Source organism: Halopseudomonas pelagia CL-AP6 (assembly GCF_000410875.1).
GTDB classification, from domain to species: Bacteria; Pseudomonadota; Gammaproteobacteria; order Pseudomonadales; family Pseudomonadaceae; genus Halopseudomonas; species Halopseudomonas pelagia.
On the sequence record NZ_AROI01000025.1, the window covers coordinates 38,497 to 50,501 of the forward strand.

General features: G+C 59.3%; 10 protein-coding genes and 1 tRNA gene. 4 read left to right on the plus strand and 7 right to left on the minus strand.

The genetic code is table 11. From position 1 onward, the window contains the following. Nucleotides 1-3: 3 nt before the first annotated feature. On the plus strand, nucleotides 4-1,419 hold the full coding sequence (locus K787_RS0117080; protein ID WP_022964034.1) for a Y-family DNA polymerase: 1,416 nt from the start codon (nucleotides 4-6) through the stop codon (nucleotides 1,417-1,419). Further along, nucleotides 1,395-4,526 carry an error-prone DNA polymerase gene (locus K787_RS0117085; protein WP_370736751.1) on the plus strand — a complete coding sequence of 1,044 codons (3,132 nt, stop codon included), beginning with the start codon at nucleotides 1,395-1,397 and terminating at the stop codon, nucleotides 4,524-4,526. Before K787_RS0117080 ends, K787_RS0117085 begins: the two co-directional genes overlap by 25 nt. Nucleotides 4,527-4,538: 12 nt before the next feature. On the opposite strand, the gene K787_RS0117090 is transcribed toward K787_RS0117085, so the two are convergent. The 5 genes from K787_RS0117090 to K787_RS0117110 form a co-directional block, all read right to left on the minus strand. Beyond that, nucleotides 4,539-5,690, minus strand: a complete 1,152-nt coding sequence (locus K787_RS0117090; protein WP_022964036.1) for an acyl-CoA dehydrogenase family protein — start codon at nucleotides 5,688-5,690, stop codon at nucleotides 4,539-4,541. Further along, nucleotides 5,687-6,739, minus strand: a complete 1,053-nt coding sequence (locus K787_RS0117095) for an enoyl-CoA hydratase/isomerase family protein (RefSeq protein WP_022964037.1) — start codon at nucleotides 6,737-6,739, stop codon at nucleotides 5,687-5,689. The genes K787_RS0117090 and K787_RS0117095 overlap by 4 nt, the downstream gene beginning before the upstream one ends. Further along, on the minus strand, nucleotides 6,736-7,629 hold the full coding sequence (mmsB, locus tag K787_RS0117100; protein ID WP_022964038.1) for a 3-hydroxyisobutyrate dehydrogenase: 894 nt from the start codon (nucleotides 7,627-7,629) through the stop codon (nucleotides 6,736-6,738). The genes K787_RS0117095 and mmsB overlap by 4 nt, the downstream gene beginning before the upstream one ends. 179 nt (nucleotides 7,630-7,808) lie before the next feature. Then, nucleotides 7,809-8,594: a substrate-binding periplasmic protein gene (locus tag K787_RS0117105; RefSeq protein ID WP_161785948.1), complete on the minus strand. Its 786-nt coding sequence runs from the start codon at nucleotides 8,592-8,594 to the stop codon at nucleotides 7,809-7,811. A 159-nt stretch (nucleotides 8,595-8,753) separates the two neighbouring features. Continuing rightward, nucleotides 8,754-8,830: transfer RNA gene (locus K787_RS0117110), tRNA-Met, on the minus strand. Nucleotides 8,831-9,055: 225 nt separating this feature from the next. Here K787_RS0117110 and dinB point away from each other — a divergent pair. Then, entirely contained in the window at nucleotides 9,056-10,114 is a 1,059-nt protein-coding gene (gene dinB, locus K787_RS0117115; protein ID WP_028615051.1) for a DNA polymerase IV, read from the plus strand. Nucleotides 10,115-10,123: 9 nt separating this feature from the next. Here dinB and K787_RS0117120 read toward each other — a convergent pair whose 3' ends face one another. Beyond that, entirely contained in the window at nucleotides 10,124-10,561 is a 438-nt protein-coding gene (locus tag K787_RS0117120; protein ID WP_022964041.1) for a hypothetical protein, read from the minus strand. Nucleotides 10,562-10,707: 146 nt separating this feature from the next. On the opposite strand from K787_RS0117120, the gene K787_RS0117125 reads away from it, so the two are divergent. Next, nucleotides 10,708-11,490 carry an SDR family oxidoreductase gene (locus tag K787_RS0117125; protein WP_022964042.1) on the plus strand — a complete coding sequence of 261 codons (783 nt, stop codon included), beginning with the start codon at nucleotides 10,708-10,710 and terminating at the stop codon, nucleotides 11,488-11,490. 71 nt (nucleotides 11,491-11,561) lie between these two features. On the opposite strand, the gene K787_RS0117130 is transcribed toward K787_RS0117125, so the two are convergent. After that, a complete protein-coding gene (locus K787_RS0117130) occupies nucleotides 11,562-12,005 on the minus strand; it encodes a DUF2489 domain-containing protein (RefSeq protein WP_022964043.1) in 444 nt (147 codons plus the stop codon).

A 12,005-nucleotide genomic window follows, 5' to 3' on the forward strand; every position in this document is an offset into this window, starting at 1 on the left:
GCCATGCTCTGGGCCTGCATACTCTTGCCGCAACTGGCGCTAGACGCGGTACTCCGCGGGTTGGCTGATCCCCAGGCGCCGTTAGCGCTGATCAGTGGCACCCCGCAACGCCGGGTGCTGCAAACGGTCAATGCCGCGGCCCGCGAGCTGGGGCTGCGGCCAGGCCAATCCCTGACGGCGGCGCAGATGTTGTCCCGGGATTTTGCCATGCAGGAATATGATCCTGCGCAGATCGAACGTTGGCAGGGTTTTCTTGCAGCCTGGGCCTACCGTTTCAGTTCGCATGTCAGCCTGCACTACCCGCGGGCACTGGTGATGGAGGTCGAGTCGAGTTTCGCCTTGTTCGGCCCCTGGGAGCGGTTTGAAGCACAACTGCGTGACGAGTTGACGGCATTGGGTTTCCGTCATCGGATCGTATTGGCGCCTAACCCGGCGGCGGCGCGTATCTTGACCAACGTCCATGATGGCTTGGCCGTACTACAAGCCGAGGCTCTAAGACAGAGGCTGGAGCAAATACCTGTGACTCGCGCCGGGTTCGACGCCGAGGTTGCAAGGGCCTTTGCCCGCATGGGGTTGCACCAGTTGCATCAGATACTGGCGCTACCCCGCGCCGGACTGGCCAAGCGCTTTCCCGAGGATGTACTCAAGCACCTTGATACGCTGCTCGGCCTCAGAGCTCAGGCACTGGACTGTTATGCACCTGCAGACGCCTTCGATATGCGTATCGAACTCAATTTTGATGTCGGGTCACACCAGGCGCTGTTGTTTCCGCTACGGCGTCTGACCTCGGATCTGGCGGCTTTTCTGGCTGGGCGCGACAGCGGCGTGCAGCGTTTCGTTTTGCATCTGGAGCATCGCGAGGGTGAGGACAGTCTGGTGTCAGTAGGTCTGCTCAGCCCGGAACGCGATGCGGCGATGTTGTTCGAACTGGCGCGTGGTCGTCTGGAGCAACTGCAGGTACGTGCGCCGGTGCAGGCGCTGCGGCTTCTCGCCAGAGACCTACCGGCTTTTGTACCGCAAAAACGTGAACTCTTCGATGAGCGGCCACAGCAAAGCCTGCCCTGGGAACAGCTACGTGAACGCTTGCGTGCGCGCTTGGGGGATGAGACGGTATCGGCCCTGTCGGTGCGCCCTGATCACCGTCCGGAGCAGGCCTGGCGGACCTCACACAATAGCGCTCCACTGTTGCAGGGTGACTATAAAATCGCCCGGCCTGGCTGGCTGTTGCAAGAGCCGCAGGCGCAACTGAGCGGTCTGCGGATTCTTGCTGGCCCGGAACGCATCGAAAGCGGCTGGTGGGATGGCCGCGATATGCGTCGCGACTACTATCTGGTAGAAACCGTCGGCGGCCAGCGCGCCTGGGCCTATCGCCCAGTGGGCCAGGGTGGGCCGCTGTGGTTGCATGGCTGGTTCGCATGAACACGGATCAAGAACTGGCCTGCACTGAGGGTTACGCCGAACTGCACTGCCTGTCGAACTTCAGCTTCCAGCGTGGCGCTTCTAGCGCCCAGGAATTGTTTGAGCGCGCACAATTGCATGGCTATACGGCATTGGCGGTGACTGACGAATGCTCGCTGGCCGGTATCGTCCGCGCCTGGCAGGCCGCAAAAGACACTGGCGTACCCTTGATTGTCGGCAGCGAGATGCAGGTGCAGAGCGGGCCAAAACTGGTGCTGCTAGCAGAAAATCTGCAAGGCTATCAGCGCTTGTGCTGGTTGATCACCCAGGCCCGCCGCCGCGCGCCAAAAGGCGAGTATCGTCTACTGCCGGAGGATTTCCAGCCACCGCTGGACGGTCTGCTGGCGCTGTGGCTACCCGGCGAGGAGCCCTGCCTGCAACAGGGTCAGTGGTTGCGCGAGCTGTTTCCTCAGGTCCTGTGGCTCGCGGTAGAGCTGCACTGCGGTCAGGATGATGCTCAGCGTTTGGCACAACTGCGCGCCACCGCTCAGGCGCTGGATCTGCCCTTGGTCGCCACCGGCGATGTGCATATGCATGCCCGCGGTCGGCGTGCCCTGCAGGACACCATGACTGCCATCCGCTATCACTGCGCCCTGTCTGAGGCGGGGTTACGGCTGTTCCCTAATGGTGAACGTCATTTGCGCTCACCTGCGGCCCTGGCCGAAACCTATCCCGCAGACTTGCTCGCAGCAACCCAGGTGGTGGCCGCCCGTTGCACCTTCGATCTCGGGCAACTGCGCTATCAATACCCGCGTGAACTGGTTCCGCAAGGGCAAACGCCGGCCAGTTGGCTGCGCGAATTAACCGAACAGGGCATTCGCTGGCGCTGGCCTGCCGGGCTAACAGACAAGGTGCGGCTGCAGATCGACAAGGAGCTGGAGCTGATCAGCTTCAAGGAGTACGAAAGCTATTTTCTCACGGTCCATGACATCGTCCGTTTTGCCCGTGAGCGGCATATTCTCTGCCAGGGTCGGGGGTCGGCGGCCAACTCGGCAGTGTGTTTCGCATTGGGCATTACTGAAATAGATCCAGCAAAATCAAATCTGTTGTTCGAGCGTTTCCTCTCCCGCGAGCGCAATGAACCGCCGGATATCGACGTGGATTTCGAGCATGACCGCCGTGAGGAAGTTATCCAATACGTATTCCAGCACTATGGTAGGCACCGGGCGGCGTTGACCGCGGTGGCCAGCAGTTACCGTGGTGCCGGTGCTATCCGTGATGTGGCCAAGGCGTTGGGCATGCCGGCCGACCAAGTCAACGCGCTGGCTGACTGTTGCGGCCGTTGGAGCAGCAAGATCCCTGCGGATGAACGTCTGCGCGAATCCGGGTTTGATCCGGCACATCCGTTGTTGCACCGGGTATTGATGCTGACCGAGGAACTGATCGGCTTTCCTCGGCACCTGTCACAGCATCCGGGTGGCTTCGTGATTTCCGAACAACCATTGCATACGCTGGTGCCGGTAGAAAACGCGGCCATGGATGAGCGCACCATCATCCAGTGGGACAAAGACGATCTGGATCTGGTCGGGCTGCTCAAGGTTGATATTCTCGCACTGGGTATGCTCAGCGCGCTGCGTCGCACCTTTGATCTGCTGCGCCTGCACCGCGACCGCGATCTGACCCTGGCGACCCTTCCCGCTGACGACAAACCTACATACGAGATGATCAGCCGTGCTGATACCGTCGGTGTATTCCAGATTGAATCGCGGGCGCAGATGGCCATGCTGCCGCGGCTCAGGCCGCAGACCTTTTATGATCTGGTGATTGAAGTGGCGATTGTCAGGCCGGGGCCGATTCAGGGCGATATGGTGCATCCCTATCTGCGCCGGCGAAATGGCGAGGAGGAGGTGACCTACCCATCCGAGGCCCTGCGCGCGGTATTTGAAAGAACCCTGGGCGTACCGCTGTTTCAGGAGCAGGTGATGGAGCTGGCGATTGTCGCCGCCGGCTATAGCGCCGATGAGGCTGACCAGCTGCGCCGCAGTATGGCTGCCTGGAAGCGTCACGGTGGTCTGGAGCCGCACCAGAAACGCTTGACCGAAGGCATGCTTGAGCGCGGTTATAGTGCGGAGTTTGCCGCGCGTATTTTCGAGCAGATCAAGGGTTTTGGCAGTTACGGTTTTCCCGAATCGCATGCTGCCAGTTTTGCGCTGCTGACCTACGCCAGTTGCTGGCTGAAATGCCATGAGCCGGCCGCCTTTACCTGCGCGCTAATCAACAGCTGGCCGATGGGGTTTTATAGCCCCGATCAGTTATTGCAAGACGCGCGTCGGCATCAACTGGAAACCCTGCCGGTGGATGTGCGTTACAGCCAATGGGACTGCACCCTGGAAGGCGGCGGCGCCACTGAGGCGGAGCAGCCGGCCATTCGTCTGGGATTGTGTATGGTGCGCGGATTTCGCGAGGACGACGCGCTACGCCTTATGCAGTGCCGGGAGCAGGCGATGTTTGCCGGGGTGACCGATCTGTGCGAGCGGGCGCAACTGTCGGCGCGCGCGCGTGAACTGCTGGCTGATGCTGGCGCCTTGCGCGGATTGGCGGGGCACCGTCACCGGGCGCGCTGGGCGATTGCCGGAGTCGAGCCGCAGATGCCGCTGTTTGCCGGGCTCAGCGCTGAGGAAGAGCCCGCTGTCAGGTTGCCGTCGCCGACCCAGGGCGAAGATCTACAGGCCGATTATGCCAGTGTGGGTACCACGTTGGGCCCGCATCCGCTGAGTCTGTTGCGTGATCAGTTTACTGCAAGACGCTGCCGCAGTTCGCGGGAGTTGGTCTTGATCGAAAGCGGTCGGCCGGTCTCGGTGGCGGGTCTGGTTACTGGCCGGCAAAAACCCGGCACCGCCAGCGGGGTGATCTTTGTCACCCTGGAAGACGAGTACGGTATGGTCAACGTGGTGGTCTGGCACGCATTGGGCGAGCGCCAACGGCGTGAGCTGCTTGGCTCACAACTGATGCAGGTGGATGGCTATGTCGAGTCGGAGAAGGGCGTCATTCATTTGATAGCCCGGCGGCTACACAACCTTAACTCGCTGTTGGCGGGGCTGGATGTGCGCAGCCGGGATTTCCACTAGGCATTCGGTTTTTCAGAGTGAGTAATGGCGCAGCTCGCGGGCGATCAGCAGCCGCTGTATCTCGCTGGTGCCTTCGTAGATCTGGGTAATGCGCGCGTCCCGATACAAACGCTCGACCGGGTAGTCCTCCAGATAGCCATAGCCACCGTGGATCTGGATCGCCTTGCTGCACACCGCCTCGGCCATTTCGCTGGCAAATAGCTTGGCCTGGGAGGCTTCCGACAGGCACGGGAGCCCTGCGCTGCGCAGACGCGCCGCATGCAGGATCAGCAGCCGGGCCGCATTGAGCTGCATTTGCATGTCCGCAAGCATATTGGCGATGCTCTGGTGCTCGGTGAGCGCCTGGCCGAACTGCGTGCGCTCACGAGCATAGCCCAGTGCAGCTTCAAAGGCCGCGCGGGCAATACCGAGTGCTTGGGCGGCAATTCCGATACGCCCACCTTCCAGGTTCGACAGGGCGATGGACAGGCCCTTGCCACGCTGCCCGAGTAGCGCGCTTTCTGGGATGCGGCAGTTGTCCAGGCTGATGGCACAGGTGTCCGAGCCGCGAATACCCAGCTTGTGTTCCATGCGCTCGACGCGGAATCCCGGATTGTCGGTTGGCAGCAGAAATGCCGACAGGCCTTTCTTGCCTAGCTCCGGATCGGTCACCGCGAAGACCACCGCCAGGCTGGCACGTTTGCCGTTGCTGACGAACTGCTTGGCGCCATTGAGCACCCATTCGCCGTTCTCCAGCACCGCCCGGGTGCGCAGATTGTGCGCTTCAGAGCCGGCTTGGGGTTCCGTCAGGCAGAAGCAGCCAAGCGCCTCGCCGCTCGCCAGTCGTGCCAGCCAGGTTTGCTTCTGCTCGTCGCTACCGTAATTCAGTACCGGGCCGCAGCCGACGGAATTGTGCACGCTCATCAGCGCGCCAGTGGCGCCGCAGCCGGCCGAGACTTCTTCTACGGCCAACGCATAGGCCACATAGTCAACGTAGCTGCCGCCCCATTCTTCCGGCACAACCATGCCCAGCAGGCCCAGTTCGCCCATCTGTGCGATAACGCTGCTGTCGATCCAGGCGCTTTTGTCCCATTCGGCAGCCCGCGGGGCCAGCTCGGCCTGGGCAAACTGGCGGGCCATGTCGCGAATCAGTCGCTGGTCTTCGCTCAATTCCAGATCGTTCATGACAGTCCCTCAAAAAAAGCATTGACCCGTGCGGGCTCTAGTTGGCCAATGCTGGGCGGATTCCAGCGCGGCTGTTTGTCTTTGTCGACTAGCAGGGCGCGCACCCCTTCAGCAATATCGCCGTCGTTGAACCATTGGCGGTCCAGGTGCAGCTCCATTGCAAAGCAATCCTCCAGGGACTTGCCCCGGCCACGGCGCAACAGTTCCAGGGTGACAGCCATGGCCAGTGGCGAGCGGCTATCCATCAGCTGGACGGTGCTTTGTGCCCAGCCGGTGTAGGCAGGGCGAATCTCTTCCAGCAGCGACTGGTGAATCGCGCTAAGGGTCGGCTGGGCAAAATGCAGATCAATGGCTGGTTGCAGATCAGCCAGCTGGGTGGGTGGCAGGTCGGTGCTGACCAGCGCTGTGAGTGCCATATCCAGGCTATCGTTCTCCCAGTTGATGTGGTCCAGAACCTGATCCAGTTCGGCTAAGCGTTTGGACGGGATGCACAGGTCTGCCAGCTGCAGATGCAGGGCATCGGCAGTGTTAACCTGAGTGCCAGTGATACCGAGATACAGACCCATTTCGCCGGGCAGTCGCGGCAGAAAGTAGCTGCCACCCACATCAGGAAAATAGCCGATGCCGGTCTCCGGCATGCCCAGCTTTGAGCGCTCGGTGAGAATGCGCAGGCTGGCGCCTTGGGCCAGACCCATGCCGCCGCCCAACACAAAGCCATCCATCAGAGCGATAACCGGTTTGGGGAAAGCGTGAATGCTCAGATCCAGCGCGTACTCTTCGGCAAAGAAGGTTTCTATCGCTTGCGCGTCTCCGGCCAGATGCTGATCGTACAGGGTGCGAATATCGCCGCCGGCACAGAAGGCTCTATCCCCATTGCCGCGCAGTACCACTGCCTTGACCTCGCTGTTTGCAGACCAGTCGTTCAGATAACCCTGCAACAGCCGCACCATCTCCAGGGTCAGCGCGTTCAGCCCTGCCGGGCGATTCAGGGTCAGGTGGCCGACTCGATTGCGCACCTCGGCCAGTACAGGTGCCTGCGCATCAGTCATTCGGTATCTCCGGTGTAGAGTTTGATAATTGCGGAAAAATCCAGCGCGCCATGCCCCTGGCTACTGAAGGATTGGTATAACTGCTGGGCCAGAGCACCCAGAAGGACGGGTTGTTGCGCATGCTTGGCCGCTTCGGTAGCCAGGCCCAGATCCTTGAGCATCAGGTCGGTGCCAAAACCGCCGCTGTAACCACGCGCTGCCGGTACATTCTCCATCACACCTGGGTAGGGGTTATAGGTATCCGAACTCCAGCAGCGGCCGCTGGAGGTGTTGATGATGCCTGCCAGCACCTCCGGCTGCATGCCCAGGGCCACACCCAGGTTCATCGCCTCGGCGGTCCCTATCATGGAGATTGCCAGCAGCATGTTGTTCGCGACCTTGGCCACCTGTCCGTTGCCGGCGGGGCCGCAATGTACGATGTTCTTGCCCATGGCCTGAAGCACCGGGAGTGCGTGATCAAAATCCGTCTTACTGCCGCCGACCATAAAGGTCAGGGTGCCGGCGGCCGCGCCGCCGGTGCCGCCGGAAACGGGCGCATCGAGCGTGGGGTTGTTCTGACGCTCAGCCGCAGCGGCCACCTCGCGGGCACTGAGAGGGTCGATGGTCGAGCTGTCGATCAACCTGACGCCGGAACGGACATGTGCGAGCAGGCCTTCCTTGCCCAGATACACGGCTTTTACCTGTTTGGCTGCCGGCAGCATGGTGATGATCAGTTCGCAGTCGCTAGCGGCCAGCGCCTGCACGGACGTGACGGCGGCGGCGCCGGTGCTGACTAATTCGTCTACTGCGGGCTGAGCCAAGTCGAACACGCTCAATTGGTAGCCTGCAGCGAGCAGGTTGTGAGCCATGGGACTGCCCATATTGCCCAATCCGATAAAGCCGATATGCATGGCTGGCGCTCCGCTTGTAGATGGCTGTGTGCTGCAGGATAGCGTATGTCGGCTAGCGTGTAAGGGTTGTTGATGTGGTAAAACGGCCGGAAGTAGGACCTTGATCAACGCGGAAGGCGGGTACCTGTGAGAGCCCGATCGGCAGACAGAGCAAACAACGGCAGACGGCTTGGGAGCGGCTAATGGTCAGACTGCAGTGGGTCGGCGCTGGATCGCAATTCGGAATAAAATAAAGTGCGCAGTTTCCCCGCCTGGTGCATTTTTTCCAAGGCTAACTGGAGGCGCGGAGCAATATGCTTGTTGGTCGCTTGGCGCGACACATACAGGTGCGCAGTCTGGCCTCGGGTGTGGATTTCATAGCGAAAGGCGTTTGGTTGCAGGCCCTGAGAGATCAGGCTGTGATGAAATACAATATCGCTACTGATCACCGCATCCAGGCGATTGATACGCAGCATCTCAATTGCCTGGTCGAGACTGTAAACGGAAATCTTGATCAGCTTGTCGTTTTGCTGGAAGGCTTCACCATAATAGGTGCCACTGATATAACCCACTCTTTTACCATCAAGTGCCGCGAGCGTTAGATTGCCAACGAACTCGGGGTTAGCCACCAGCAGGATGTCGGCACTCAGTACTTCGCCGAGACTGTCGGCAAGGTTATCAAGATCAGGATTTTTAAATACGACAGTGTAGTCGCCTTGACCGCGTTTAAATTCTGCAAGCAGGCGTTGGTGCGGCAGTACGCGATTGTCCAACGGCAGCTCGGCCACGTGTGCGAGGCGTTCGGCAAATTCGCTGAGCAATCCAGCGGGCTGCCCTTCGGCATCAAGGTACCCCCACGGCCATACATCAGCGGTCATAAAGGCGATCCGTCCCGGTTCCGTATCGGGGCTCATATCAGAGCTTTGGCTGAAGGCTTCGGATGAGCAACACGCCAGCAACAGCAGGCAGGCAATACGTAGAGGCATGATCACCATAATTCCGGCTCAGCATTTTTCTTGAGTATAGTTCAGGAAGATTATTGGTGAGGTTGATCAATAGCGCAATGGTGTTGATCAATATGGCGATGGGCAAAAAACAGGCAAAAAAAACCGCTGAAGGACAAGTCCGTTCAACGGTTTTTAAACTGGTTGCGGGGGCAGGATTTGAACCTACGACCTTCGGGTTATGAGCCCGACGAGCTACCAGACTGCTCCACCCCGCGTCTGTGGGCGCCATTCTACTCATTGCGCGACATCTGTCAAGCGATTGAACGGAAAAGAATTTTTATTTCCTGGATTTGCTTCGGTGGGCGATTTTGGTCGAGAAAAGGCGCGCTGGGCGCAGGGCGATTAATTGATGTCAAAATCACATGATTACACATTGGCTGTTGATCCAGGAGTGCTTGCCTGATCGGTTACACTGGAGCAGTTGAAACCAACTGGCAGAGCTGCTCTTGCGCAAGATTATTCACATAGACTGTGATTGCTTCTACGCCGCCATTGAAATGCGCGATGACCCGCGCCTGCGTGGTCGGCCGTTGGCAGTCGGTGGTGATCCGGGAAAGCGCGGGGTGGTGGCTACCTGTAATTATGAAGCCAGGGCCTATGGCGTCCGCTCGGCAATGGCTTCGGCTTACGCGCGTAAGCTGTGTCCGGACCTGCTGATTGTGCCACCGCGTATGGCGGTGTACCGCGAGGCGTCGCAGGCAATTCAGGCGATCTTCAGTGATTACACCAGTCTTATCCAGCCTTTATCTCTGGATGAAGCCTTTCTTGATGTGAGTAATAGCGAGTCTTGCCGGGGCAGCGCTACGCTGATGGCGCAGGAAATCCGCCGCAAGGCGTTTGCCAGTCAAGGCATTACCGTGTCTGCCGGGGTGGCGCCGAACAAGTTTCTGGCCAAGATAGCCAGCGACTGGAACAAACCCGATGGTCTCAAGGTAATCCTGCCCGACGAGGTTGAAGCCTTCGTCAAAACGCTACCCATCGAGCGCTTACACGGTGTGGGCAAGGTGACGGCCGCGCGTATGAAAGGTTTGGGCATTGATGTGTGCGGTGAGCTGTTGCCCTGGCGCAAGCAGGATCTGGCCAAGGAGTTTGGCAGTTTCGGCGAGCGTCTTTGGCAATTGGCCCGGGGTATAGATGATCGCCCGGTAGTGGTGGAGAGCAAACGCCAGTCAGTCAGCGTGGAAAATACCTATGACCACGATCTATCGGACCTGGACGCCTGCCTGAATGCGTTACCCCCGTTACTGGAAAAGCTGGCCCAACGGTTGGGGCGTTTGGAGGGCGAATACCGGGTGAGCAAACCCTTTGTTAAGCTGAAATTTCACGACTTTACCCAGACTACCCTCGAGCAGGCTGGTGCGCCGGTCAGCCCCGACGGTTACCGCGAGTTGTGCACCCAGGCCTTTGCTCGGGGTAATCGCCCAGTGCGCCTGATCGGCGTTGGCGTAAGGCTGGACAGCAGCCATAGTTTGCTCGGTGAACAGCTCAACCTGTTTTGAGGTCCAGGCTCAGTGAAGCTGGCGCGCGCAGGTCGGGCACAAATGGTTGTCACCGCGTGGCGTCCAGCCCAGTTCACTGATACGCGCTACTGCTCTGGCGGTTCGCTTGGGCAGGTCGTCCTTGTCCATGGCGAGAAACTCGAAGGGCTGTTCCTTTTGGCAGTGGTCACACTTGATTGACCAGCCAAGCACCGACTGGCCACGCAGATCCGGTCCCTTGGCAGTGGCGGTCCACTGGCCAGGGGGATTGATCAGGTAGCGTATCTTGTCGATCTGCAGTTTCAGCGGTAGATCGCGACTGCCTTTGACAGTGCAGATCAAGGTGTCGCCTGATTGCACGCCGCCGCCCTGGCCGGTCACTTGATACAGCCCGCCGGCCAGCGTGCGGCATTCGATCAATGTGTGAGCGGAGTTCAACAGATTGCGCCGGAAGTCGTGTTCAGCCATATCCAGTACCAGTCAAAAAGGGCTGGGCATGATAACACCGGAGCGGGGTGACATATCACTCGAATCACTGATGGTCGGAGTGGCCAGCCATGCACGCTATGATCTGGATCTGAAATGTCTCATTACCCACCACAAGAGGATACGTTATGAGCGTCAAGCAACTGTTCGATCTGACTGGCAAGGTCGCCCTGATCACCGGCGGCACCAAGGGCCTGGGCCTGCAAATGGCTGAAGCACTGGGTGAGCAAGGGGCCAAGGTCTTTATCAGCGCGCGTAATGCTGCCGAGGTGGAACAGGTGGTGAAAGACCTCGAAGCGCAAGGTATTCAAGCTGGTGGTGTTGCCTGCGATCTGGGCAAACTGGATACTCAGCCGATTACTACCCTGGTGGACGCCGCCGAAGCTAAATTCGGTACTGTGGATATCTTGATCAATAATGCCGGCACCACCTGGGGCCAGCCCGCCGAAGAGCATAGCTATGAAGGCTGGCAGAAGGTCATGTGCCTGAACGTGGACGTGTGTTTCCTGATGGCGCAGGAAGTGGCGCGCCGTTTCATGATCCCCCGTCAATCCGGCAAGATCATCAACATCGCCTCGATTGCTGGTTTCAAGGGCAATCGCGCCAACTCCGGCATTCATACCGTGGCCTATAACACCAGCAAGGCGGCAGCGATCAACCTGACGCGCGCCCTGGCCGGCGAATGGGGGCCTTACAACATCAATGTCAACGCTATTTGCCCAGGCTACTTCCCGACCAAAATGGCCAAGGGCCTGGAAAAGGTCACCGAGCTGATCAAAGCGGGCACGCCGCTTGGGCGCATTGGTGGTGAAGAAGATATCAAGGGCGTTGCTGTTTTTCTGGCAACCGAAGCTTCACGGCATGTCACCGGTCAGGCTATTGCCGTCGATGGCGGTAACTCGGTAGTGTAAGAATACGGCCGAATAAAAAAGGCGCCTGTGAGGCGCCTTTTTTATGCCACTACCGAGCAAAGGCGCCTGGCTCAGTTGGTCAGTCCACGGCTGATATTCTTCGCTGCCCTGGTTATCGCTTCATGGTGGTCGCGCTCAAGCACTTCCATTTGTTGCTCATGCAACTGGCGCTCGGCCTTGGACAAGTCTTTCCAGCCCTGGTGGGTAGGGATGTGGGCCGTGGCGTCGTAAATGCGTTCAAATACGCTGACATCCAGATCAGCGCGGCGCGGGCCGTAGTAATTGTCAAGTAACACCTTAATGCGAATAGACCCTTCAATCACCGGTAACTGACCCTCAAGCAGGCTGTTGGCCAGTATGATGATGTCGCGGGCCAGCCGTTGATTGCGCTCAGTTGCCATGGCTCGTTGTTCGGCTTTGCGCGCCAGGACTTTCCGCCACAGCACGACGGCGTAAACGGCCAAAGCAATGATGATGATCACGCCTGCCAGAGCAAGCCAGTTAAAGGAAGTCAT